Source organism: Sphingopyxis sp. Soil_C_28, assembly GCF_057657055.1.
Genome location: NZ_JBDGJE010000003.1, coordinates 399124 through 423891, shown reverse-complemented (window position 1 = coordinate 423891; position 24768 = coordinate 399124). Strand labels below are relative to the sequence as shown.

Below are 24768 nucleotides of genomic sequence, written 5' to 3'. Positions count from 1 at the left end.
TAGATCCTGTCCCTAGATCTCGGGCTGGACGGGAACGGAAACGGTATTGCCGCTGAGCGACGGCCGTTCGGGCCGTTTCGCCACCGCGATCACCAGTCCGATCAGCGCGACGACGCCGCCCGCGATAGACAGCGGCGCCCAGCGATATCCCTCAAGGACGGTCGAAAAGCCCATGGCGATGATCGGAACGAGCACGCTCGACCACGCCGCCTGCCCCGGCCCGACCGCTCGTATCACATTGAAGTAGAGTGGAAAGGCCAAGGCGCTGGCCATCACGCCAAGATACAGCACGCCGCCGATATAGACAGCGGTCGTTTCGATGACCGGCGGCCCCGTCGTGATCCAGGCATAGCTGCCGTCGGCGAGCGTACCGAACAGCATCGCCCAAGCCAGCATCACCGTCATCGACTGCGCGCGGGCGATCCGGCTGCCCTGCATGACATTGGCGATCGAAGCGCTGAGGACCCCTGCCAGCGTGAAGGCGGTGCCGGTTAGCACCGCCGCCGGACCGAGCGCTGCGGCGCGATATTCGTGCACGATCATCATGCCCACCCCGACGATCGCGATCCCTGCGCCCGTAAGGAAACGACCCTGAAGCGGGGTCGTCAGGAAGATGCGGCCGAGCAGGGTGTTGGGGACGATCAACAGCGCGAACAGCACCGCGACAAGGCCCGAGGTGATATGTTGTTCGGCGCGATAGACGAAGTTGAAGTTCAGCGCGAACTGCGCGATGCCCAGCACCACGGCAAAGGCGAGCGCGGGATAGCCCGGCCACAGCCTCTCGCGCCGGATCATCGCAAAGGCAAACATCGCGATCCCCGCAACCGCAAAGCGATAGGTCACCGACCAGCTGGGCGGAACTACGCCAAGCTGCCCCGTGATGACGATCCAGGTCGATCCCCAGATCAACGTCACCAACATGAAGGGCAGGAGGATGCGCGGGCTGAGCAGCGTGGGTGGCTGCTCGCTACTCACAATGCGCCGATCGCAGCCGCGAGCGGTGCGACCGCTTCGGCATCCTGATCCCAGCTGACGACAAGGCGCGCGGCGCCCTCGCCCCAATCGTAAAAATCGAAGCCGGCGGCACGCAGTTTTGCGGCCTCGTCTGCGGTCAGTCGCACGAACAGCTCGTTCGCCTCGACCGGGTGCATCAACCGGCCACCACACGCCGCCGCGAGCTTCGCCGCACCCGCATTGGCGGCGCGCGCATTCGCGAGCCACAGGTGGTTCGCCAACATAGCCCGAATCTGAGCCGCCACGAACCGCCCCTTGCTCAGCAGGTGTCCGCCGCGCTTCTTGAGTTCACGCACCCCGCTCCCGCCGCTGCCGCCGAAAAAGACGATCGCCTCGGCCATCATTGCGCCATTTTTGGTAAAGCCGAACGTCAGCGCATCGACCCCGACGCGCCAGGTTACGTCGGCGGGCGCGCAGCCGAGGAAGGCAACAGCGTTGGCAAAGCGCGCACCATCCATGTGAAGCTTCATGCCCTTGCCCTTGGCAATTTCGCTGATCTCGCCGATTTCAGCGGCGCGCCACGCGAGGCCATATTCGGTGGCATTGGTGATGCTGATCGCGGCGGGCTGCACCTGATGCACATCCTGACGGATTCCGGCGATACGCGACTTCAGCGCCGCGGTGTCGATCTTCGCGCCGCGCCCCGGCAGCGGCATCAGCTTGGCGCCGCCCGAGTAAAAGGTCGGCGCGCCGCCCTCATCGACCTCAATATGCGATTCCTCGTAGCAGAGGATGCCCTGCCACGGCCGCACGAAATGGCCGAGCACGATGCTGTTCGCCGCGGTGCCGGTCGCGATCCACACGACCTCGCAATCGGTCTCGAACAGCTCGGAAAAGGCCGCATCGAGCGACTGGCTGAGCGCGTCGCCATCATAGGCCGTATCGACCTGGTTGGCGGCCACCAGCGCGTCCATCACCGCCGGGTGGACGGTCGCGGCATTGTCGGAAAAGAAACGGGTCGCAGTCATGGATCGCGCCTTAGCGCAGGAGGGTATGCCTTGCTAACCCCTCATTTTTTCTCCGCGCCGCTGGAACCGTCCGCAGCGTCGTCGGCCGCCGGTCGATGCGCCAAACTCGCCCCGCCAGCGATACCGAGCCCCGTCGTTCCGATGCTTTGCCACGCTGAGAAGTCGAAGAAGCGCATAAACGGAAGTGTACCGCCGGTCGCGAGGGCGGCGCCACCGGCAATCCGGTGCCGGCCGAATCAGCTGTTGTCGATGCGGTGAAGCTTGTGTCCGAATGTTCGCGAATGACGAACGAGATAGCGACCCGGCCAGATCAAGCGGCGACGGACCCCATAACGGTCGAGCATCAATCCGGCGCGCGGAATGACGACGCGGCAGGGCTGCCAGTCATGGGTTGCGGGGGCAAAGGCGTGGTCGTTGGGCATGGGACTTCCCCTCCCATATGGGCACGCTCCGCTGTTTTTCTTTCATATTTTCACTGATTTACGCCCGACCACGCAAGGGCCATATCCGTGCCCGGACCTTTTACTGCCCCTGTTTCGCGAGCAATTTCAGGCGCAGGGCGTTCAATTTAATAAAGCCCGCCGCGTCCTTCTGGTCATAGGCGCCGGCATCATCCTCGAACGTCACATGGCGTTCGCTGTAGAGGCTGAGCGGCGACTTGCGGCCGACGACGCTCGCGTTGCCCTTGTAGAGCTTGAGGCGGACGGTACCGGTGACATTCGCCTGGCTGTGATCGATCGCCGCCTGCAGCATTTCGCGTTCGGGCGCGAACCAGAAGCCGTTGTAGATGAGCTCGGCATATTTCGGCATCAACTCGTCCTTGAGGTGTGCCGCGCCGCGATCGAGCGTGATGCTTTCGATGCCGCGATGCGCGCGCGCATAGATTTCGCCGCCCGGCGTCTCGTACATGCCGCGTGACTTCATGCCGACGAAGCGGTTCTCGACAAGGTCAAGACGGCCGATGCCATGCTTGCGGCCGAGGTCGTTCAACGCCGCGAGCAAGGTCGCCGGCGACATCGCCTGCCCGTTCAGCGCGACGCCGTCGCCGCGTTCGAAATCGACCGTGATATATTCGGGGGTGTCGGGCGCATCCTCCGGGTTCACCGTGCGCGAATAGACATAGTCGGGGGTCTCTTCCCAAGGATCCTCGAGCACCTTGCCTTCCGACGAGGTGTGGAGGAGGTTCGCGTCGGTCGAGAACGGGCTTTCGCCGCGCTTGTCCTTCGGCACCGGAATCTGATTTTTCTCGGCAAAGTCGATCAGCGCGGTGCGGCTGGTGAGGTCCCATTCGCGCCACGGTGCGATGACCTTGATGTCGGGGTTGAGCGCATAGGCACTGAGCTCGAAACGCACCTGGTCATTGCCCTTGCCCGTCGCACCATGCGCGACCGCATCGGCGCCGACTTCCTTTGCAATCTCGATGAGGCGCTTCGAAATCAGCGGGCGCGCGATCGAGGTGCCGAGGAGGTAATCGCCCTCATAGCGGGCATTGGCACGCATCATCGGGAAGACGAAGTCGCGGACGAATTCCTCGCGCACATCGTCGATATAGATATGCTCGGGCTTCACCCCCATCAGTTCGGCCTTGGCGCGCGCGGGCTCGATCTCTTCGCCCTGCCCGAGGTCGGCGGTGAAGGTTACGACCTCGCAGCCATAGGTGACCTGCAGCCACTTCAGGATGACGCTGGTATCGAGGCCGCCCGAATAGGCGAGGACGACGCGCTTGAAGGACTCGGACATGATGGCACCTTTGGCAAGGGAGAGACGCGGGCGCGGCTAGCAGGCCGTTGCCGACGGTGCAACCGGATTGGCCAGAGACGCGACAGCGCTCAGGCGACCCGCGTCCAGTCCATGAACCAGCTGTCGTCCCATGCCTTGCCGTCGTCGCGCGAGGTGCTCTGAAACCAGCGGCAACTCGCCGGCGTGATCCGTTCCGCCGCGCGGCACGGCTGATTGGCTTCCTCCTCCCGAAACGCTATTCTCGCGTCAGGGAGAAAGGCCATGGGCAAAGCCGACATCAAGACCAAAGCCACGGACGTGACCGTCGCCGACTTCATCGCAGCTGTGCCCGAGGCGCGACGCCGCGAGGAAGCCGGGATCATCGACGCGGTGCATCGCCGGGTCACCGGCCTCGAGCCGAAGATGTGGGGGCCGTCGATCATCGGCTATGGCAGCTATGACTATCTCTACGACAGCGGCCATTCGGGGACGATGTGCCGCGCCGGATTCAGCCCGCGCAAGGCCGCAATGACGCTCTATCTGATGGGCCATTACCTCGACCGCCAGCCCGAGGCCGACGCGCTGCTCGTCAAGCTTGGCAAATACAAGAATGGCAAGTCCTGCCTTTACATCAACAAGCTCGCCGACGTGGATCTGGAGGTTCTCGAAAAGCTCGTCGTGCTGAGCTGGGACGTCATGAACGCGCGCTATCCGACGTAGCGTCCCTCCGCCTCGCCCATATAGTCGCGCGTCAGCGGCAACGCATGGCGGCTGCGCGCGAACTGGATCTGATAATTGCCCATGCCGCCGCTTTCGAATGCCGTGGTCGCACCGGCGAGATAGAAGCACCACATGCGAAAGAAGCGCGCACCCATCATCGCGACAATCTCGGCCTCATGCGCGAGCGTGCGCGCATACCATTGGCGCAAAGTCAGCGCGTAGTGCAGCCGTAGCGTCTCGATATCGGTGGCGATCAGCCGGCTCTTCTCGCTGGCCGCCAGCGTTTCGCTGAGCGCGGGAATATAGCCGCCCGGAAAGATATATTTGCGCGTGAAAGCGTCGGTCGCGCCAGGTTTTCCGAAGCGACCGATCGTGTGAAGCAGCATCACGCCGTCGGCCGTCATCAGGTTCGCGGCGGCGCGAAAGAAGGTGTCGAAATTGGGGGCGCCGACATGTTCGAACATGCCCACCGAAACGATGCGGTCGAACTGCCCCGCCTCGCGCATGGCGAGGTCGCGATAGTCGATCAGCTCGAATTTGACGCGGTCAGCAACGCCTGCCGCTTCGGCGCGCTGCTGCGCAAGCGCGTGCTGTTCCTCGGACAGTGTGATCCCGAGCACCTCGACCTTTTCGAGCGTCGCGAGCGTGATCGCCATTCCGCCCCAGCCGCACCCGATATCGAGGATACGCTGCCCGGGCGCGAGCACAAGTTTTGCGGCAATATGCGCCTTTTTCGCGTCCTGCGCTTGCTCCAGCGTCATGTCGGGGCGCGGCCAATAGGCGCAGCTATACTGCATGTCCCCGTCAAGGAAGAGCCGGTAGAGGTCGTTGCCGATGTCGTAGTGATGTTTGACGTTCGCGCGCGACTGGCGCCGACGGTTGATCGAGCCGAGCCGCGTCTTCGCCCATTCGGCGCGCCGGCCAAGCCATGTCTTGTCGTGCAGCCGTGCACCGCGATCCCATGGCGTGTTCATGCGGATCAGGCCGACGAGATCCATGATGTCGCCGCGAACCAGTTCCATCTCCCCGTCCATGAACGCCTCGGCGGCGCCGAGGCGCGGGTCGAGGATGATGCGGCGCATGCCTCGGCGGCTGGTGAAACGAATGATGACGCTGGGGAAGCCAGGCGCAGGCTGGCCGAATTCCTCCTGCGAACCATCGGGCGCGAGGACGGTCAGCCGCCCCTGGCGAATGACCCGGGAAAGAAAGGGACGCAAGATCGACATATTTGAACACCGAACATCCGCATCGCAAAAGACTGCCGTCAGATACCAGCATACCATTCATAATCGATGCGGTCTTCCCAATAGCCACCCTTGCCTGCGCCGATCTGGTCGAGGCTCGCGACCGCCTCGATCGCATTCACATATTTGGCATGCTTGTAGCCGAGTTGGCGCTCGATCCTCAGCCGCACCGGCGCGCCGTTGGCGATCGGCAGCACTGCGTCGTTAAGCGCCCATGCCATGATCGTCTGCGGATGCAGAGCATCGACCATGTCGCAGCTTTCATAATAGAACGCGTCGCCGAGCCGGTCGGCGCAGCGAAAGACGATAAATCGTGCGCTTTCCTTCACGCCCGCCGCGGCAAGAATGCGGCTGAGTTGCACCCCCGTCCACTGTCCGATCGCGCTCCATCCCTCGACGCAGTCGTGGCGCGTAATCTGCGTCCGCTGCGGCAGCGCGCGGATGTCGGCCATCGACAGCAACAACGGCCGCGCGACGAGCCCGCTTATCTGGATGCGCCAGTCGGCAAAGCCGCTCGCCGCATGCGCGGCATAGGCGGCGCCCGCGGGCAGACGCGTGCCGTTGGGGCGAAAATAGGGTGACAGGTCGGCGGAACTGAATTCGCGCGCGAGCGCATTGCGGTCGATCAGCGCGCGCTGGCTCGCACGGTTCATCTCCTCGCCCATCGACAAAATCTTGCGCACCGCGGGCGCGTCGTTGATCGCATCGCAGCCCGCGAGCAGCGGCAGTGCCCCTGCCGCGGCGACCAGCCCGCCGGCGCGTGCGATCAATTGGCGGCGGGGAAGGACGATCTCGCTCACACGCCCTCTCCCCGCTCGGGCGGCAGGCGAAACCAGCCGGTGATCATTGAGCGAACCTCATTCACCGGCCCGGCGAACAGCACCATCGCAACATGGACGAGAAAGAACGCGACGAGCGCGGATGCGGTAATGAAATGGATCGACCGCGCCGACTGCCGGCCGCCGAAAACATCGAGCAGCCACGGCCACGCCGCATTCATCCCCGGCGACATGGTCAGCCCGGTGGCGATCATCAGCGGCAGTGCAACAAAGATGACACCGATATAACTCAGTTTCTGCAAGATGCCGTAACGTGCCGCCGCTTCGCCGCGCGGAAAGCGCAGCCGCGCATGCTGCTTCACATCGTGCCAGATATGGCGCAGCGACCATTCGGCGCGGCGGACGTGCAAATCCTTGCGCAAATGCCCGCCCAGCAACGTCCAGAGCATGTAGAGCGTCAGGCCAATCGACAGTATCCACGCAAACAGCAAATGCCAGCGCCGCCCGTCGGCAAGGCTGTAACTCGTCGGGATCGTTGCCCAGCCAGGAAAAGCCCAGGTTCTTTCCGCGCCTTGTGCGTCGGTCCAGCGACCAAGCACACCGGTGGTTTCGATCCGCAAGTCGCCGACGCGCAGATAACCGCTATCCGGCGTCGAACCGATCACAAGCCATGCGCGGTCGAAATTCGCGCCATATTCGCCCCAATAAAGACGCGGATGTGCATTGAAGATCGTCAGCCCGCTCATCAGGAGGATGAGCAAGGTCACAGCATTGATCCAATGCCAGATACGTGCCGGCAGCCGGTGGCGATAGACGCGCACCGGCTGGGTCGGCTCTGAAGGAGCGACGGGAGTGTCAGCCTCGGCCATGATCCCTGTTCGCTCCTTTCCTTCGGTTGGTTACACGACGGCCTCCGCCGCATATTCGTCGCGATAGTGGCTCCGCAAGCTGACCTTGTCGATCTTTTCGCTGCCGAGCTTGGGCAGCGCGTCGTTCGACATCCAGATCTTGCACGGCACCTTATAGGGCGCAAGCCGCGCGCTGAGGAAGGCGACCAGATCGTCGGCGGTTACGCTGCTGCCCGGCTTCATCCAGGCAACAGCACCAACGCACTCGCCGAGCCGCTCGTCGGGAAGGCCGAACACTGCGCATTCATTGACCTCGGCATGCTCATAGATTGCCGCTTCGACTTCCTGGCAGCTGATATTTTCGCCGCCGCGGATGATGATGTCCTTTTTGCGATCGACGATGAACAGATAGTCGTCCTCGTCGAGATAGCCGAGGTCGCCCGAACGGAAATAGCCATTGTCGAAGAAGGCCGCCTTGGTCGCCGCCTCATTGTTCCAATAGCCTTCGAAATTGCACACCGAACGGATGCAGACTTCGCCGACGCCGCCCTGAGCAACCGGTTCGCCATTGTCGTCGAGGATCGCGAGATCGACAAGCGGCTTCGAAGCCGGGCCGGTCGACATCGGCTTGGCGACATAGTTTTCGTTGATGATGCCGCAGCCGACGGCATTGGTTTCGGTCAGGCCGTAACCGAGCAAGGGCTTGGCCTCGCCCATCTCCGACGCAAGGCGCCGCACATGTTCGGGCGGACGCGGCGCGCCGCCGCCGGCATAGCTTTTGCACGTCGACAGGTCGTAATTCTTGCGGTTCGGACTGGTGAGGATTTCATAGCTCATCAGCGGCACACCGACGAAATAATTGCATTTTTCGTCCTGGATCAGCCGCATCGCTTCATCGGCGTTCCACTTGGGCATCAGAACGAGTTTGCGGCCCAATGCGAGACTTTGCAGGAAGACAGGAATTTCGGCGGTGACGTGGAACAAGGGGGTGCAAATCAGCGTCGCGGGCTGGATGTCCGGCATCAGCCCGTCCTGGGTCAGCAGATGGACCATGCTCGCGGTCTGGGTGACATAGTTGAAGATCGCCTGGCACACCGCCTCGTGGCGCGAATAGGCGCCTTTCGACTGGCCGGTTGAGCCCGAGGTGAAGAGTATCGTCGCCAGATCCTGCCCGGTGAGCACCGGCAGCACGGTTGAAGCGCCACCGCCGGCACCGGTGATGGGAGCGATCGCCAGGTCGATTGGCTGGGTGAGGTCGAGCGTGATGATCTTCGCGCCATGCTCGGCGCCTTCGAGCCGCGCGGTGCGCTGTACGTCGGCGATGACGAGCTTCGCCTCGCTATCGAGGATGCCGGCCGCGAGTTCGCCGCCCTGCCACCATCCATTGAGAAGCGTGGCGCAGCCGCCCGCCATCAGGATACCGATATAGGTCACGCACCACGCATTGGCGTTGCGCATCGCCAGCCCCACGCGGTCGCCACGCTGGACGCCATGGCCCTCAACCAAACCTGCGGCCACTTGCCGCGCCGCCACATACACCTGTTTGAACGAAAGCCGCTCGTCGCCTTCGACAAGGAAGGTCGCATCGCCATGCTGCGCAGCAAAAAACGCAACATAGTCGGCCAGGTTGGTCGGCGCGTTGGCAATGATGGGAAGCTGGTGGCCGAAGCGTTCGACGGACCCGACCTGGATCGGTCCGCCCGGACCGGTGATCAGATTATAGGCGGCTTCCAGGCGCAAATCGAGCGCTGATGGCATCTTTCATCTCTCCTCTTGGTCTCGCTCGCCTTACCCCTTATGGGGAGGCCTCTCCTGGGGAAGGACCGCGCGACTATATGTTTCTTTTTGCAACCTTAGCCGAAGCAACGCAATATGTGAACTTCCACGATCTCATGGGTGAAAACTCCGAGATCGCGTTCAGCGTCTTTGGCCTGCCGATCCGCTGGTACGCGCTCGCCTATCTCGCCGGGATTTTCGTCGGTTACTGGTATCTGCTCAAGCTCATCGCGCAGCCCGGCGCCCCGATGGCGCGGCGCCACGCCGACGACATGATCTTCTTTGCGATGCTTGGGATCATCCTCGGCGGCCGGCTTGGCTATGTGCTCTTCTATAACCTCGGTAATTATATCCAGAAGCCGCTCGAGGTCTTCAAGCTGTGGGACGGCGGCATGTCGCTCCATGGCGGGGTGATCGGCGTGCTGGTCGCGATCTGGTATGTGACGCGCAAGGAAAAGCTGAGCTTCCTGCGCTTCTGCGATTATGTCGCCTGCGTCGTTCCCTTCGGCCTGTTCTTTGGCCGCCTCGCCAATTTCGTAAATGGCGAGCTGTGGGGCCGCGCGACCACCGTGCCATGGGCGATCATCTTTCCCGATAGCGGCACGATGGACCCGCGCCATCCGAGCCAGCTTTATGAGGCCGGGCTGGAGGGCCTGCTGATGATGGCGATCCTCGCCTTCTTCTTCTGGCGCACCGATGCGCGTTACAAGCCCGGCTTCCTGTTCGGCATGGCCGCAATCATCTATGGCCTCAGCCGCTTTGCGGTCGAGTTCGTGCGCGAGCCCGATGTGCAACTTGGCACGCTGTCGTGGGGACTGACGATGGGGCAGACATTGACTGTGCCGATGCTGCTGATCGGCTTCTGGCTCGTCACCACCGCGAAGGGCCGCCGCAAGCGGATCGAGCCGGTGGCTGGACTCGACAGCGTTGCGTGACGGACCGCCGAGTCCCGACCAGCTGATCAGCGAGATTGCGGCGGCGCGGCCGATGACGGTCGCCGACTATATGGCGGCCGCGAACGGCCATTATTATGCAACGCGCGATCCGCTGGGCGCCGCGGGCGATTTCACCACCGCGCCCGAAATCAGCCAGATGTTCGGCGAGATGATCGGTATCTGGATCGCCGACCTGTGGCAGCGCGCGGGCAGTCCGGCGTTTCACTATGTCGAACTTGGCCCCGGCCGCGGTACGCTTGCCGTCGATGCCCTGCGCGTGATGGCGCGGTTCGGTTGTACGCCGCTCGGCGTTCAACTGGTCGAGACGAGCCCGGCTCTGCGCGCCGCACAGCGCGCGCGCCTGCCAGGCGCCACGCATCATGATGAGGTCGACGCGCTCCCCGACGACGCGCCGCTGATCATCGTTGCGAACGAATTTTTCGATGCGCTGCCGATCCATCAATATATCCGCACCATCAACGGCTGGCGCGAACGCATGGTCGAACGTCGCAATGGCGTGCTGGCACCCGTCGCGGGCGACATTCCGGCCGACGACACGATACCCGCCTCTCTGCATAGCCAGCCCGAAGGCACGATCGTCGAAACGGCGCCCGTCTCGGCGGCGATCATCCAGCGCTGCGCCTTTCGCCTGGCGCGGCAAGGCGGCGCGATGCTCGCGATCGACTATGGCTACGCCGGCCCCGCCGCAGGCGACACGTTGCAGGCCGTGAAGGCGCATCGGTTCGTCGACGCCTTCGCCGATCCGGGCGAGGTTGACCTGACCGCGCATGTCGATTTCACTGCGCTCGCCGCATCCGCGCAAAATAGGGGCGTGTCCGCGAGCCCGGCGGCGACGCAGGGCGACTGGCTGCGACGACTCGGCATTGACGCGCGGCTCCAGTCGCTCGCCGCCGCCGCACCCGCCCGCGCCGACGAATTGAAGGGCCAGCGCGACCGGCTCGTGCAGTCGGACGCGATGGGCGACTTGTTCAAGATGATGGCCTTCACCGCATCGGGCTGGCCAGTGCCTGCAGGTTTCACAGGAGATGCCGCATGACCGCCATCCAATTGGCAACGACCGGCGACGCGGAGGCCATCGCGGCCTTCGCCAATGGATCGTTCACCCACACGTTCGGCACCATCTATGACCCCGCCGACCTGGCCACTTTCCTCGCGGACTGGAATCCGCCCGACCGCGTGCGCGCGCAGATCGCGAGTGATGACCATGACATCGCGCTCGTCCGCAGCGAAGCCGGCGCGATCCTCGGCTATATCAAGATGGGCCCGGTCGATTTCGACCTTCCCCCCGAACAGCCGACCAATGATGCCGTCGAGTTACATCAGCTTTATGTCGCCGAAGCCGCGAAGGGCACGGGCGTCGCGGTCGCATTGATGGAATGGGGCATCGCCTGGGCGCGCGAGCGGGCGTCGATCCTGTACCTCACGGTCTTCACCGAGAATGACCGGGCGCAGGCATTCTATCGTCGCTACGGTTTCCACGACGTCGGCCGCAATGAATTTCGCGTCGGCAATCATGTCGACGAGGATCGTTTTTTCAGGCTCGACCTGTGACCGCGCCGTTTGTCACCGCGCCGACCCTCGCTGGCACAGCGCACGGTTTTTTCGGCCGCCGCGGCGGCATATCGACCGGCGCGCTTGCCTCGCTCAACTGCGGTCTCGGGTCGGGCGACGATCCCACGCTGATAGCCGAGAACCGGCGACGCGTGGCGGAGGCGCTCGTCCCCGGCGCAGCGCTCACCGGCCTCTATCAGGTCCATGGCGACCGCTGCGTGATCGTCGATGGCGACGCCGACCTAGCTGCGCGCCCCGAGGCCGATGCGCTCGCAACCCGGACGCCGGGCATTCTGCTCGGCATATTAACCGCCGACTGCGTGCCGGTGCTGTTTGCCGACCGCAACGCCGGCGTTGTCGGGGCGGCGCATGCCGGCTGGAAAGGCGCGCTTGCCGGGGTCACCGATACGACGCTCGATGCGATGGAAAGCCTGGGCGCCAGCCGTGCCAATATCGCGGTCGCGATCGGGCCGTGTATCGGGCGTGCCTCTTACGAAGTCGATGAGAGTTTCGTGCAACGCTTCACCGCCGAGGATCCCGCGAACGAACGCTTCTTCGCGGCAGGCAAACCCGGCCATGCCATGTTCGATATTGCCGCGTACGTCGCGGCGCGCCTTGCCGCTGCGGGCATAGCCCGAATTGCCATCGGTGGGCAGGACACCTATGCCGAGGCGGAGGATTATTTCAGCTATCGCCGCGCGTGCCACAAAGGCGAAAATAGCTATGGCCGCCAATTGTCGGTGATCGGTCTCGCGAATTAAGCAATGTCCGATTACCATTCGTCATCCCCGCGAAGGCCTGGATGACGGGTAAGTGGTAGAATAATGGGGGACGGATGACACGCACGCGCCTGTTTGGATTGATCGGCGGCCTGCTGACCTTCACCGTCATGCTCGCGCTGCCCGCCCCCGCGGGCATGGAAACCACCGCATGGCACGTCGCAGCGATGACGGTGCTGATGGCGATCTGGTGGATGACCGAGGCGCTGCCGCTGACCGTCACCGCGCTATTGCCCTTCCTGCTCGTCCCCGCGTTCGGGGTGATGGACGCCAATGCCATCGCCAAGGAATATTATTCTCCAATCCTTTTCCTGATCCTCGGCGGCGCCTTTCTGGCGCTCGCGATCGAGCGCGTCGGGCTGCACCGGCGCCTTGCGCTCGCCTTGCTCAAACGCGCGGCGCCGACCGCGGCCGGACTGCTGTTCGCTTTCATGGCGGCCACCGCGCTGCTCAGCATGTTCATTTCCAACACCTCGACCACGCTGATCATGGTCCCGATCGCGCTGGCCGTCGTCCGCGCCGGCGGCATTCGTGAGGGCGAAACCGAGGGTTTTGCCGGCGCGGTGATGATGGGCATCGCCTTTGCCGCATCGATCGGCGGGCTCGGCACGCTGGTCGGCAGCCCGACCAATGCGATCGCCGCGGGGCTGATCGAAAAGGCGCTGGGGCTGCGCATCTCGTTCCTCGACTGGATGGCCTATGGCATTCCTGTCGTTCTGCTCGCCACCCCCGCGGCAATGTTTATCGTGGCACGCGTCCAGCGGCTGTCGGCGCATCCCTTCGACGGCCAGGGCGCCGCCGCTGCGCTCGGCAAGCAGGCGATCTGGTCGACCGCCGAACGCCGCGTCGTTCCGGTCTTCCTGCTCGTCCTGATCGCCTGGATCGCGCAGCCGTGGCTCGAACCCTTTCTGCCGCAGGGTGCACTGACCGATGGGACCATCGCGGTCGCGGGCAGCCTTTTGCTGTTCGTGCTGCCCGACGGCACCGGCCGCCCGCTGCTGGTCTGGAAAGAGGCCGACCGCGCGCCTTGGGGCGTCATCATGATGTTCGGCGGCGGCCTCGCGCTCGCCGCGGCGATCACCGCGAGCGGGCTTGCGGCATGGCTCGGCGCCGTCCTCGCGCCGCTCGGCAGCATCCCGACAATTGCGCTCGCGGCGATCATCGTGGCGCTCACCATCCTCATCACCGAATTTGCCAGCAATGTCGCGACCGCCAGCGGCATCATGCCGGTGCTCGCCGCATTGATCGCCGCCACCGGGGTCGATCCCATTCTCCTCGCGCTGCCCGTCGCGATGGCGGCGAGTTGGGGGTTCATGCTCCCGTCGGGAACCGGCCCGAACGCGCTCGCGTGGGCGACCGGCCATATCGCCCTGCCCCGCATGCTGAAGGCGGGACTGGCGCTCGACATTATCGGCGTCCCGCTGCTGATCGGCACGATCTGGGCCGTTGCCTATATTGCATGACCCTGGCGCCTTGCGGTTCATGCCGCGCAATATAGTTTCAAACGAAACCGGCGTGCTATACAGGGCTCCAACACCTCAAGGAGCATCCCCATGGCCATGCGCGGCAAACCCAAGACGAATATCAGGAAAATCGGCGATCGCGAGCTTAGCCCCGCGACGCTGATGATGGGACTCGGGTACGACCCCGTGCTGTCCGAAGGCTCGCTCAAGCCGCCGATCTTCCTCACCTCGACCTTCGCCTTCGAAAGCGCGGCCGCCGGCAAGCGCTTCTTCGAGCATATCACCGGCAAGCGCGAAGGGCCCGCCGACGGACTCGTCTATTCGCGCTTCAACGGCCCGAACCAGGAAATCCTTGAGGATCGCCTCGCGGTCTGGGACGGCGCCGACGATAGCCTTGTCTTTTCAAGCGGCATGTCGGCCATTGCGACCCTGCTCCTCGCATTGGTGAGCCAGAATGACGTGATCGTCCACTCTGGGCCGCTCTATGCCGCAACCGAGTCGCTGATTGCACGCATCCTGTCGCGCTTCGGTGTCAGCTTCCTCGACTTTCCGGCGGGCGCAACGCGCGAAGAGATCGACGATATTCTGGCGCGGGCGCAAGCGCTCGCGACTGAAAAGGGCGGCAAGGTCGCGCTCGTCTATCTCGAAAGCCCGGCGAACCCGACGAACGCGCTCGTCGACGTCGAAGCCGTCCGCAGCGCGCGCGACGCCGCTTTCCCCGGCGAGCAGCAGCCGCCGATCGCGATCGACAACACCTTCCTCGGCCCGCTGTGGCAAAAGCCGATCAAGCAGGGCGCCGAACTCGTCGTCTACAGCCTCACCAAATATGCCGGCGGTCATTCGGATCTCGTCGCGGGGGGCGTGTCGGGCGACCAGCGCCTGCTCAACATCATCCGCCCGATGCGCAACACGATCGGCACGATCTGTGACCCCAACACCGCGTGGATGCTGTTGCGCAGCCTCGAAACGCTCGAACTGCGCATGAACCGCGCGGGGGAAAATGCGCTGAAGGTCTGCACTTTCCTGCGCGATCATCCCAAGGTCGACGGGCTCGGCTATCTCGGATTTATTCAGGATGCGCGCCAGAAGGATATTTTCGACCGCCATTGCACCGGCGCTGGCTCGACCTTCTCGCTGTTCATCAAGGGCGGCGAAGAAGAAAGCTTCCGCTTCCTCGATGCACTGAAGATCGCGAAGCTCGCTGTCAGCCTTGGCGGAACCGAAACACTCGCGAGCCATCCCGCGGCGATGACGCATCTGTCGGTCCCCGACGAACGCAAAAAGGCGCTCGGGATCACCGATAATCTCGTGCGCGTGTCGATCGGCATCGAGGATCCCGACGATCTGATCGCCGACTTTGCGCAGGCGCTCGACGCGGTCTAACGACCGCGCCGCGCGCGCCAGTCGACGACCTGCCAACCCATTTGCGGCGCGAGCCGCTTGAGTTTTCGCGACGGGGTGGTGGCAACCGCCTCGTCGGCGAAATGCAGCATGGGGTGGTCGGATACATGGTCCGAATAAGCGCGGATGTGCGTGCTGTCGCGGGTGATATCATTGGCGGCCATCCAGCCGTCGATCCGCGCGAACTTCGCGTCGCCATAGCAATTGTCGCCCGACAATCGCGCATGGATATGATCGGCGCCGTCGACCTCGTCGAGTTGCGTTGCGAGAACATCGTCAATGCCCAGCCGCCGGGCGATCGCCTCAACATACAGGTGGAAGGATGCAGTCGCGAGGAGCAGCCGGTATCCCGCCTCGCGGTCGGCAGCGATCTGTTCGAGCGCGGCGGGATGGAGCCCGTGTGCGACGACTTTGTCGGCATAGCTTTCGGCCAGCGGCGCGATTTCGGTACGGCGAAAGCGCTTGCCGACGAGTAGGCGCAAGTTGATCGCTTTCAGCCGCGACCGGTCGATCAGCCGGAGCGAATAGGCGGCGCCCGCTATCCCGACAAGCGGCAGCAACAGCAACCGCCATTGCTGGCGCCGTCGCGCAACATGCATGAGGAACCCGCTGTAAGTCCCTGATCGCGTTATCGTCCGGTCCATATCATACATCGCAACGCGGTGGACATAGTCGGCAGGCGGCAGGATAGGCGGGGTTTCCATCCGCCCACCATAGAAGCGCGTTGCGCGAGCGCCAAGAGGGGCGGGATTTGCTTGCCGTGGTGGGGCAAATAAGTCAGAGTCCACAGCAATATGGTGGCCAGAGCGGATTTCGAACAAAGCGACGGTGCCAATGGCACCGATATCCGCTTCACGGGCCGGCTGACGCTGGCGCGTCTCGGCGACCTGCCGGCGAGGCTCGACGCGCTTGGCCCGATCTCGACACTCGACCTCTCGGCTCTCGAACGGATCGACACCGTCGGCGCGTGGATCGTCACGCGCACCGTCAAGGAACATGGTGCGAAAGTCACCGGCGCCAGTCCCGAAGCACAGCGCCTGCTAGATGCCTTGGCCAGCGACAAGAGCGAATATCGCGTTCACCGCGACCGCCGCCCGGCGATGACGCGGATGCTCGAACAAGTCGGGATCGCCAGCGTCGGGGTATGGAACGAACTGCTAGGCATCATCGGCTTTTTCGGAGCGATGATCCTCGCGCTCGGCACGCAATTGCGCGCACGGCGGCGCCTCCGCTGGCACGCCATCGTCACCCGCTTTCAGACCGTCGGCGTCGACGCGCTCCCGATCATCGGCCTGATGACCTTCCTTATCGGTATCGTCGTCGCCCAGCAGGGCGCGGTGCAGCTTCGGCAATTCGGGCTTGAGGTGTTCACGATCAACCTTGTCGGCCGCGCCTCGATCCGCGAACTCGGCCTGCTGATGACCGCAATCATGGTTGCCGGCCGATCGGGCTCCGCCTTCGCCGCGCAGATAGGCACGATGAAGCTGACCGAAGAAATCGACGCGATGCGTACGATCGGCGTTTCGCCGATGGAGGCGATCGTACTGCCGCGCGTCGCCGCCGCAACGATATTGATGCCGCTTCTCGGCTTTTACGCCAGCCTGTGCGCGATCGCGGGCGGCGGCGTGTTCTGCTGGATCGGGCTCGACATCCCCCCCATCACTTATATCCAGATGCTGCGCGACATCATTCCCATGACCGATTTCTGGGCGATGCTGATCAAGGCGCCCGTGTTCGGCATATTGATCGGCGTCACCGGTTGTTATGAAGGTATGCAGGTGCGCCAGAACGCCGAAGAAGTCGGCAAGCGCACAACCTCCGCGGTCGTCGCTGCCATCTTCCTCGTCATCGTGCTCGACGCGATGTTCGCGGTCTTTTTCTCATCGATCGGATGGAATTGATGGCCGATCCGATCGACGAACAGCTCGAAGAAGAACTGGCCGCCGCCGACGCGGTGCGGCCCGAAGAGTTCGATTATGCGATCCGCATTCGCGGCCTCGTCAACCAGTTTGGCGACGCCGTGATCCACGACCATCTCGATCTCGACGTCCGATCGGGCGAGATCATGGGGGTGGTCGGCGGATCGGGCACCGGCAAATCCGTCCTGATGCGGTCGATCATCGGGCTGCAGACGCCGACCTCGGGCGAGATCGAGGTCTATGGCAAGACACTAGACACCATTGCCGACGAAGAGGAATCGCGCGACCTGCGCCGCCGTTGGGGCGTGATGTTCCAGGGCGGCGCGTTATTCTCCACGCTGAGCGTTGCGGAAAATATTCAGGTGCCATTGCGCGAATATTATCCAAGGACCGATCAGAAGCTGCTCGACGAAATTGCGGCCTATAAGGTGGCGATGGTCGGCCTGCCGCCCGATGCCGGCCCGAAATATCCCGCCGAACTGTCGGGAGGGATGGTCAAACGCGCCGGCCTCGCGCGCAGCCTCGCGCTCGATCCCGCCTTGCTCTTTCTCGACGAGCCGACCGCGGGTCTCGACCCGATTGGCGCCGCGAAGTTCGACGAGTTGATCCGCGAACTTGCCGACACGATGGGGCTCACCGTCTTCCTGATCACCCACGACCTCGACTCGCTCTATGCAACTTGCGACCGCGTTGCGGTTCTGGCCGAAAAGAAGGTGATTGCGGTCGGCACGATCCCGGAACTGCTTGCCACCGAGCATCCGTGGATACAGGATTATTTCAACGGCCCCCGCGGGCGCGCGGCAGCAGGCGGGAACCAAACCGCCCAGCGGCCCGTGTTGGGTGGCGATAGGAACAGCTGATGGAAACACGCTCGAACAACGTCCTCGTTGGCGCCTTTGTGCTTCTCTTTACGGCGGCGCTCGCCTTTTTCATCGTCTGGTTGGCGAACGACAGCGGCGGCGAGAAGCGCGAATATGATATTTTCTTCAAACAATCGGTCGACGGATTGAACAAGGGCGCTGCGGTGCAATTCTCTGGCGTGCCTGCCGGTCAGGTCAAGCAAATCGCGCTGTGGCCCGAAGATCCACAATTCGTTCGCGTCCGCATCGAGGTCAACGAAGGCGTGCCCGTGCTGCAGGGCACCACCGCCGCGCTCGAGGGCGTCGGTTTCACCGGCGTGTCCCAAATCTCGCTCGACGGCGCGGTCAAGGGCGCACCGGCGATCGCCGACAAGGGCCCCGCGGGCAAGCCCGTCATCCCGACGCGCGTCGGCGGCCTTGGCGAACTGCTCAACACCGCGCCGCAGTTGCTCCAGCGCCTGTCGACCCTGAGCGAGCGGTTGGCCGAACTGGCCGACGACGAAAATCAGGCAAGCATCCGCGGCATCCTGAAAAATGTCGAAGCGTCGACGGCGATCCTCGCGCGCAACGGCCCCGCAATCGAACGCGCGCTCGCCGACACGCGTATCGCGATTCAGCAGACCGGCGTAGCGGCCGAACAGATCGGCAGTCTCGCGGCGTCGGCGCAAGGCACGATCGACCGCAACGTCGACCCCGCAATGGCGAACCTGCGCGATACGCTGAAGTCCGCCAACGCGTCGATGGCGACGCTGGAAGGCGCGATCTCCGACGCGCGGCCGGGACTCAAGACCTTCAGCGAGACGACGATCCCCGAAGCAAACGCGCTGATCCGCGACCTCCGCCGTACTTCCGCCTCGCTGTCCAGCCTGACCGACAAGCTCGACCAGCAGGGCGCCGGCGCTGTCATCGGCGGCAGCAAGCTGCCCGATTATAAAGAATGAGGACCAGAGCCCCCATGCCCACTTCCTTTCGCAGCCTCCGCGTCCCGCTCCTCGCCGCTGTCGCCGCCGCCTCGCTGTCGGCGTGCTTCGGTCTCGGCGGCAAGACCCCGCCTTTTCTGCTGACGCTCGATGCCGCTAAGGCACCGAGCGCGGGTGGTGCGCGCACCGCGGCCGACGCCGCGACACTGACGATCCTGATCCCGACTGCGCCGCAAAAACTGCGCACAACGCGCATCCCGGTGCAGCAGGATGGATCGAGCGTCACCTATGTCAAGGACGCGCAATGGGTCGAGGCGCCCTCACGCCTGTTCCAGCGACTGGTGTCCGAAACGGTTTCCGCGAGCACCTCGCGCGTCGTGCTCGACGAAGGGCAATATCTGACCGCGCCGGGGGAACAGCTCGCAGGGCAGTTGATGGAATTCGGCGTCGATGCCGCCACGAACGAGGCCGTCGTCGTCTATCAGGCGATGCTGGTGTCGGCGGGCGGCAAGTCGGTGACCCAGCGCCGCTTCGAGGCACGCGAGGCGATCGGCGGCAAGGTCGAGGCCAAGCCCGTTGGCGAAGCGCTTACGCGTGCGGCGAACAAGGTCGCGGTCGAAGTGACCGGCTGGATCGGCGGCTAAAAAGCCGCCCGCATCGGGTTGCCATTTTGCATTGGTCGCATTAGGGGCCGCGGCTCTATTTCATCTGTCGACGCGTAGCCTCTTCCGGGTTTCCGGTTGCGCCCTTTCCTTTCGAGCCCGTTGTTCGAAAGGAATCTTTATGGCGTGGGTCATCCTCGCGATCGCCGTTGTTACCGAAATCCTCTGGGCGCTCAGCCTGAAGTGGGCTGCGACGATCGGCTCGTGGCAAGCCTCCCTCGTCCCGATCTCGCTGAGCTTCGTCAATATGGCGCTGTTAGCCTTCGCGATGCGCGGCATCTCGGCCGGAACCGCCTACGCGATCTGGACCGGCCTCGGCGCCGTCGGCGTCATCATCGGCGGCATATTCTGGTTCGGCGAGAAGGTGAACGGAGTCCAGATCGGCTTTATGGCGCTGATCGTTATCGGCGTTGTGGGAACCAAGCTTTTCTCATCGTCCTGATCAGCCGAGCAAACTCTTCGACGCCTGCTCGGTGACATCGCGCGACAGGCCGGGCTGCGCGAGGATGCGTTCCAGTTGGGCCTTCATCAGCGCCTGCCGTCCCTCGTCGAAACGTTTCCAGCGGCCGAGCGGCGGGATCATCTTCGCCGACGTCTGCGGATTTTTGGGATCGAGCGCGATGACGAGATCGGCAATCAACCGATATCCCGCCCCGTCAGCCTGGTGAAACGCCGCCTGATTGCCAGTCAGCGCCCCATAGAGCGAGCGGACGCGGTTCGGGTTCGCCAACGTGAAGTCGGGATGCTGCGCGAGTTCCTTTACCGCATCGACGGTATCGGGGCGGAGCGACCACGCCTGCACCTGAAACCATTTGTCGAGGACGAGCGGATTGTCGCGGTAGCGCTGATAGAAGATGTCGAGCGCCGCGACGCGCTCGTCGCTGTCGCCGTGCGCCAGCGTTGCGAGCGCCGCCTGCCGTTCGGTCATGCCGTCGGCATCGGAGAAGATGCGGAACGCGAGCGCGGGCGCGTCGGCGGCCCCAGTGGCCGCGAGATAGGCGAGCGCGACACCGCGCAGGCGGCGGCCGCCCTTCGCCTTGCGCGACAAATCGGTGGCGGGCGGTGCAGCCCCGCCAAGGATTTTCCGCCACTCGCTTTCGAGCGCGGTTCCGATCGCCGCCTGTAACGCGAGCCGCTGACGTCGGATGGCGTCGGGATCGACGGTGACCATCTGGTCGCCGATGAACGCTTCGCTCGGCAGCAGCACAGCCTCGGCGACGAAAGCGGGGTCGCTTGTCGCGCCCGTCAGCGTCTGCCCGATCGCGTCGATCACCGCCCGGTTATCGCTCGCCTCTCCCGATATCGTAGCAACCAGCGTGTCCAACATCAGTTGCTGCAATGCCTCATAGCGCGCGAAGGGGTCGTCATCATGCGCGGCGAGCCAGGCAAGTTCACCCGGCCCGCGTTCGAAATCGAGGATGATCGGCGCCGAAAAGCCGCGGTTGACCGACAGTGCCGGACGCGCAGCAAATTTCCCGAGCGCAATGCGCTGGGTCGCACCCGTGACCGTGATCAGTGTGTCGGCAAATGCGTCTCCGCTGCCGTCCATGGCGAAGGCGGCGAGGCGCAGCGGCATCATCATCGGAAGCTTCTCGGGCTGACCCGGCGTTGGCGGCACCGTCTGCACGATATCGAGCGACCACTCGCCCCCCGTTTCGGCCAGCGACGGCTTGAGCCGCGGCGTTCCTGCCTGACTGTACCACAGGCGGAACTGCGCCAGATCGATTCCCGCGCCTTCCTCGATCGCGCGGACGAAATCCTCGCACGTCGCGGCCTCGCCATCGTGGCGGTCGAAATAGAGGTCGGTGCCTTTACGGAAGCGTTCGGGACCGACCATCGTCGCCATCATGCGGATGATCTCGGCGCCCTTGTTATAGATGGTCGCGGTATAGAAGTTCGAGATTTCCTGAAAGCTGTCGGGCCGGATCGGGTGCGCGAGTGGCCCTGCGTCCTCGGGGAATTGCGCGGCGCGAAGCAGGCGAACATCCTCGATCCGCTTGACGGGGGGCGACCCCATGTCGGCCGAGAAACTCTGGTCGCGAAAGACCGTGAAGCCTTCCTTCAGGCTGAGCTGGAACCAGTCGCGGCAGGTGACGCGGTTGCCCGACCAATTGTGGAAATATTCGTGCGCGACGACGCCCTCGACGCCGTCATAATCGACGTCGGTCGCGGTGTCGGCGTCGGCAAGAATGTAGCGGGTGTTAAAGACGTTGAGGCCTTTGTTCTCCATCGCCCCCATGTTGAAATCGCTGACCGCGACGATGTTGAACAGGTCGAGGTCATATTCGCGGCCATAGACGCGCTCGTCCCACGCCATGCTGTCCTTGAGCGCCTGCATCGCATGGCCGGTGCGATCCTCATCGCCGCCCCGCACCCAGATGCCGAGTTCGACCTGACGCCCCGACATCGTCGTGAAGCTGTCGCGGTTCACCACGAGGTCGCCGGCGACGAGCGCGAAGAGATAGGAGGGCTTCGGCCACGGGTCTTCCCACAGCGCCCAATGATCATTTCCCTCTTCGCCTTGATCGATGCAATTGCCGTTCGACAGCAGGATCGGGAAGGCTGCCTTGTCTCCCGTCATCCGCACCTTGTAGCGGCTGAGCACATCGGGCCGGTCGGGGTGGAAGGTGATGCGGCGGAATCCTTCGGCCTCGCATTGGGTGCAGAGCAAGCCGCCCGACGCATAGAGACCCGAAAGCTGGGTATTTGAAGCGGGGTCGATCACCGTATCGACTTCGACCGTCGCCGCGGTCCGTTCGCCCAGGTCGACGATCAGATCGCTGCCCTCCATCCGCCAGTCGTTCCACACCTCACCATCGACGCGCACCGCGGCCGCGCTCAGCCCGTCGCCGCGGAGCAGCAGCGGCACCGGCGCATCGGCGTGGCGCACCACCGACAGCGCCGCGCCGACCTTCGTCGCGTCGATCCCGAGCGTGAAATCGAGCACGATATCGGGGATCTGCCATTCAGGTGGACGATAGTCGCCGCGATGGATGGTGACGGGAAGGACGGGTGTGGAAGAGGCATCGGTCATCTTATCGATCTAGGCATGGTGGCGCCGACGCGCAATAAGGCGCGCGATGGGACAGATGCTGATTTTCGGAATGGGCTATGCCGCCAGCCACCTAGCGAACCGCCTGCGGGCGCGCGGCTGGGAGGTCGCGGGAACGACACGCGACGGGCGCGGAGACAGCCTGGCTTTCGGCGATGAGGCAGCCGTGTTCGCGGCTCTGCGCGGGGCAACGCATATCCTGTCGTCGGTGCCGCCGGTGGAAGGTATCGATCCGGTTCTCGCGCGTTACGGCGATGCCGTCGCGCTCGCCCCCGCACGCTGGGTCGGTTATCTGTCCTCCACGGGGGTCTATGGCGATGCGAGTGGCGCGTGGGTCGATGAAAGCGCGCCCATTCGCGGCCGCCGCCCCGATCGCAACGCCGCCGATGCCGCGTGGCAGGCGCTACGCAGCGACGTCAGCGTCTTTCGCCTTCCCGGCATCTACGGCCCCGGCCGCTCGATTCTCGATCGGATTGCCGAAGGCCGCGCGCATCGTATCGACCTGCCCGAACAGGTGTTCAGTCGCGTCCATGTCGACGATATCGCGGGTGGGGTCATCGCGTCGTTCACGGGACCGGCGGGTGTCTACAACCTCGCCGACGACGAGCCGTGCCACCAGAACCGGCTGGTCGAATGGGGTTCTGCGATGCTTGGCGCTCCTCTGCCCCCGCTACAATCGATCGAGGAAGCGGGCTTGTCGCCCGCCGCCCGCGCGTTCTACGCCGAGAATCGCCGCGTCGCGAATGGCAGGGCAAAACGCCTGCTCAACTGGACACTATGTTATCCAACGTTTCGCGAGGGCCTCGTCCGCGATATCTAGATCAGCACATCGACCGTGTGGATCAGCACCCCGACGAGCCCGCCCACCAGCGTGCCGTTGATACGGATATATTGCAGGTCGTCGCCGACGGCGCTTTCCAGCCGGTCGGTGATCGTCTTGGCATCCCAGCCGCGGATCGTGTCCGACACCAGCTTGAGCGCGGTTTCGCCATAGCTGTCGACCACGCCGACGACCGCGCGGCGGGCGTAGCGGTTGAGCGTGCGCTTGATCGCGGCATCCTCGCCCAGCATCGAGCCGAACTGGGTGACGAGTTCGCCGATCCGCCCCGCCAGCATTGTGTCGGGGTTGCGTGCCGCTTTCAGCAACGCGGTGCGCCCTTGCTCCCACAAACCGTCGAGCCAGCGCTTGACCGCCTTGTTTTCGAGCAGCTCGTCGCGGACCTTGGCGACCTTCGCCTTCACCTCGGGATCGTGCTGCAGGTCGAGCGCCATCTTGGCGAGGCCCTCCTCGACGCGGATCCGAAGCGGATGCGTCTCGTCGACCGCCATTTCGCTGAGCAGTTTCGACAGCCCCGCGACGATGCGGTTCGAGATGCTCTCGTCGAGCCCGGTGAAGCGGACGATCGCGTTCGAATTGTCATGCACCATCTGGTGAATCAGATGCTCGTTGAGTTCGAGCGTCTTCGATCCCCATTTCACCATCGCGTCGAGCAGGGGCTGATGCCGTCCCTCGGCGAGCGCGGCCTGTAGCGCCTGCCCGAGCAGCGGTGCCACATCGAGTTCGCGCAAACGGTCGGCGATCGCCGATTTGACCATGCCGCCCAGCCGTTGCTGGTCGAGCGCGCCGAGCCCGTCGGCGATAATCCGCGAGGCGCCAAGCCGCAGCCGTCCCCCGCCCTCGCCCGGCTGCGACAGGAATTTGCCGACCGCGCCCGCGACGTCGACCGTCTGCATCTTGCGCGCGATCAGGCGCGGCAGCAGGAAATTGGTGAGCAGGAAGCGCGCAAGCGTGTCGCCGATGCGGTTCTTGTTGCGCGGGACGATCGCGGTGTGGGGGATCGGGATGCCCATCGGGTGACGAAACAGCGCTGTGACCGCGAACCAGTCGGCGAGCCCGCCAACCATCGCCGCCTCTGCAAAGGCACGTACGAAGCCGATGGCGGGATGGACATCCTGATAATATTTGGCGCCGATGAAGACGAACGCCATGAAGACCAGCATGCCGGTCGCCACGACGCGGATGTTCAGCCCACCCGTCGGAACGGCAACGCCCACCCGCAAAGGGTGGGCGTGTCCAGTATCAGTTTGCGGCGAAACGCTTTCCGTCATGATTATCAAATGGCGTCACCGGGCAAAG

25 protein-coding genes are annotated in these 24768 nt (G+C 64.1%); 13 read left to right on the top strand and 12 right to left on the bottom strand.

The window, feature by feature from the left end; genetic code table 11:
• Window positions 1-12 precede the first annotated feature (12 nt).
• The 5 genes from AC3A43_RS15480 to AC3A43_RS15460 form a co-directional block, all read right to left on the bottom strand.
• The gene (locus tag AC3A43_RS15480) at window positions 13-921 is read right to left on the bottom strand and encodes a DMT family transporter (protein WP_487793778.1); all 909 of its coding nucleotides are present in this window, start codon (window positions 919-921) and stop codon (window positions 13-15) included.
• A gap of 50 nt (window positions 922-971) precedes the next feature.
• Complete coding sequence (locus tag AC3A43_RS15475; protein ID WP_487793441.1) at window positions 972-1982, bottom strand: threonine aldolase family protein; 1011 nt, start codon at window positions 1980-1982, stop codon at window positions 972-974.
• Window positions 1983-2218: 236 nt separating this feature from the next.
• Entirely contained in the window at window positions 2219-2404 is a 186-nt protein-coding gene (locus AC3A43_RS15470; RefSeq protein WP_487793440.1) for a hypothetical protein, read from the bottom strand.
• Between the two features lie 100 nt (window positions 2405-2504).
• Window positions 2505-3722, bottom strand: a complete 1218-nt coding sequence (locus tag AC3A43_RS15465; RefSeq protein ID WP_487793439.1) for an argininosuccinate synthase — start codon at window positions 3720-3722, stop codon at window positions 2505-2507.
• Between the two features lie 89 nt (window positions 3723-3811).
• A complete protein-coding gene (locus AC3A43_RS15460; RefSeq protein ID WP_487793438.1) occupies window positions 3812-3985 on the bottom strand; it encodes a hypothetical protein in 174 nt (57 codons plus the stop codon).
• Between AC3A43_RS15460 and AC3A43_RS15455 the strand changes: the two genes are divergently transcribed.
• Complete coding sequence (locus AC3A43_RS15455; protein ID WP_487793437.1) at window positions 3984-4421, top strand: DUF1801 domain-containing protein; 438 nt, start codon at window positions 3984-3986, stop codon at window positions 4419-4421. The two genes, AC3A43_RS15460 and AC3A43_RS15455, sit on opposite strands and share 2 nt — an antisense overlap.
• Here the strand turns inward: AC3A43_RS15455 and AC3A43_RS15450 are convergent.
• The 4 genes from AC3A43_RS15450 to AC3A43_RS15435 are packed head-to-tail and all read right to left on the bottom strand — an operon-like array spanning window position 4409 to window position 9050.
• Window positions 4409-5647, bottom strand: coding sequence for a class I SAM-dependent methyltransferase (locus AC3A43_RS15450; protein ID WP_487793436.1), 1239 nt, complete (start codon window positions 5645-5647; stop codon window positions 4409-4411). The genes AC3A43_RS15455 and AC3A43_RS15450 overlap by 13 nt on opposite strands.
• 38 nt (window positions 5648-5685) lie before the next feature.
• Window positions 5686-6456 carry a molybdopterin-dependent oxidoreductase gene (locus AC3A43_RS15445; RefSeq protein WP_487793777.1) on the bottom strand — a complete coding sequence of 257 codons (771 nt, stop codon included), beginning with the start codon at window positions 6454-6456 and terminating at the stop codon, window positions 5686-5688.
• 5 nt (window positions 6457-6461) lie between these two features.
• Window positions 6462-7313: a cytochrome b/b6 domain-containing protein gene (locus tag AC3A43_RS15440; RefSeq protein WP_487793435.1), complete on the bottom strand. Its 852-nt coding sequence runs from the start codon at window positions 7311-7313 to the stop codon at window positions 6462-6464.
• A gap of 30 nt (window positions 7314-7343) precedes the next feature.
• Window positions 7344-9050 (bottom strand): class I adenylate-forming enzyme family protein, encoded by a 1707-nt coding sequence (locus AC3A43_RS15435; protein ID WP_487793434.1) that lies wholly within the window; start codon window positions 9048-9050, stop codon window positions 7344-7346.
• Window positions 9051-9127: 77 nt separating this feature from the next.
• Between AC3A43_RS15435 and lgt the strand changes: the two genes are divergently transcribed.
• The 6 genes from lgt (at window position 9128) to AC3A43_RS15405 (ending at window position 15200) form a co-directional block, all read left to right on the top strand.
• Window positions 9128-10003, top strand: a complete 876-nt coding sequence (gene lgt / locus AC3A43_RS15430) for a prolipoprotein diacylglyceryl transferase (RefSeq protein ID WP_487793433.1) — start codon at window positions 9128-9130, stop codon at window positions 10001-10003.
• A gap of 52 nt (window positions 10004-10055) precedes the next feature.
• Window positions 10056-11060, top strand: a complete 1005-nt coding sequence (locus AC3A43_RS15425) for a class I SAM-dependent methyltransferase (protein ID WP_487793776.1) — start codon at window positions 10056-10058, stop codon at window positions 11058-11060.
• On the top strand, window positions 11057-11575 hold the full coding sequence (locus tag AC3A43_RS15420; RefSeq protein WP_487793432.1) for an N-acetyltransferase family protein: 519 nt from the start codon (window positions 11057-11059) through the stop codon (window positions 11573-11575). The genes AC3A43_RS15425 and AC3A43_RS15420 overlap by 4 nt, the downstream gene beginning before the upstream one ends.
• Window positions 11572-12336, top strand: a complete 765-nt coding sequence (gene pgeF, locus AC3A43_RS15415) for a peptidoglycan editing factor PgeF (RefSeq protein ID WP_487793431.1) — start codon at window positions 11572-11574, stop codon at window positions 12334-12336. Before AC3A43_RS15420 ends, pgeF begins: the two co-directional genes overlap by 4 nt.
• A gap of 74 nt (window positions 12337-12410) precedes the next feature.
• A complete protein-coding gene (locus AC3A43_RS15410; RefSeq protein WP_487793430.1) occupies window positions 12411-13817 on the top strand; it encodes an SLC13 family permease in 1407 nt (468 codons plus the stop codon).
• A 90-nt stretch (window positions 13818-13907) separates the two neighbouring features.
• Complete coding sequence (locus tag AC3A43_RS15405) at window positions 13908-15200, top strand: cystathionine gamma-synthase family protein (RefSeq protein WP_487793429.1); 1293 nt, start codon at window positions 13908-13910, stop codon at window positions 15198-15200.
• On the opposite strand, the gene AC3A43_RS15400 is transcribed toward AC3A43_RS15405, so the two are convergent.
• Window positions 15197-15922 carry an HAD family hydrolase gene (locus AC3A43_RS15400; protein WP_487793428.1) on the bottom strand — a complete coding sequence of 242 codons (726 nt, stop codon included), beginning with the start codon at window positions 15920-15922 and terminating at the stop codon, window positions 15197-15199. The genes AC3A43_RS15405 and AC3A43_RS15400 overlap by 4 nt on opposite strands.
• Window positions 15923-16012: 90 nt before the next feature.
• Here AC3A43_RS15400 and AC3A43_RS15395 point away from each other — a divergent pair, with 90 nt between their 5' ends.
• The 5 genes from AC3A43_RS15395 to AC3A43_RS15375 all read left to right on the top strand — a co-directional run bounded on the left by AC3A43_RS15395 (window position 16013) and on the right by AC3A43_RS15375 (window position 20021).
• Window positions 16013-17119, top strand: a complete 1107-nt coding sequence (locus AC3A43_RS15395; protein WP_487793427.1) for an ABC transporter permease — start codon at window positions 16013-16015, stop codon at window positions 17117-17119.
• Window positions 17119-17997 carry an ABC transporter ATP-binding protein gene (locus AC3A43_RS15390; RefSeq protein ID WP_487793426.1) on the top strand — a complete coding sequence of 293 codons (879 nt, stop codon included), beginning with the start codon at window positions 17119-17121 and terminating at the stop codon, window positions 17995-17997. The genes AC3A43_RS15395 and AC3A43_RS15390 overlap by 1 nt, the downstream gene beginning before the upstream one ends.
• A complete protein-coding gene (locus AC3A43_RS15385; RefSeq protein WP_487793425.1) occupies window positions 17997-18938 on the top strand; it encodes an MlaD family protein in 942 nt (313 codons plus the stop codon). The genes AC3A43_RS15390 and AC3A43_RS15385 overlap by 1 nt, the downstream gene beginning before the upstream one ends.
• Before the next feature lie 14 nt (window positions 18939-18952).
• Window positions 18953-19561 carry an ABC-type transport auxiliary lipoprotein family protein gene (locus AC3A43_RS15380; RefSeq protein WP_487793424.1) on the top strand — a complete coding sequence of 203 codons (609 nt, stop codon included), beginning with the start codon at window positions 18953-18955 and terminating at the stop codon, window positions 19559-19561.
• A gap of 139 nt (window positions 19562-19700) precedes the next feature.
• Window positions 19701-20021 carry a DMT family transporter gene (locus tag AC3A43_RS15375; RefSeq protein WP_487793423.1) on the top strand — a complete coding sequence of 107 codons (321 nt, stop codon included), beginning with the start codon at window positions 19701-19703 and terminating at the stop codon, window positions 20019-20021.
• Here AC3A43_RS15375 and pepN read toward each other — a convergent pair whose 3' ends face one another.
• Entirely contained in the window at window positions 20022-22613 is a 2592-nt protein-coding gene (pepN, locus tag AC3A43_RS15370) for an aminopeptidase N (protein ID WP_487793422.1), read from the bottom strand.
• Between the two features lie 46 nt (window positions 22614-22659).
• Here pepN and AC3A43_RS15365 point away from each other — a divergent pair, with 46 nt between their 5' ends.
• On the top strand, window positions 22660-23451 hold the full coding sequence (locus AC3A43_RS15365; RefSeq protein ID WP_487793421.1) for an SDR family oxidoreductase: 792 nt from the start codon (window positions 22660-22662) through the stop codon (window positions 23449-23451).
• Here AC3A43_RS15365 and AC3A43_RS15360 read toward each other — a convergent pair.
• Window positions 23448-24740, bottom strand: a complete 1293-nt coding sequence (locus AC3A43_RS15360; RefSeq protein ID WP_487793420.1) for a DUF445 domain-containing protein — start codon at window positions 24738-24740, stop codon at window positions 23448-23450. The genes AC3A43_RS15365 and AC3A43_RS15360 overlap by 4 nt on opposite strands.
• Window positions 24741-24768: the final 28 nt, after the last annotated feature.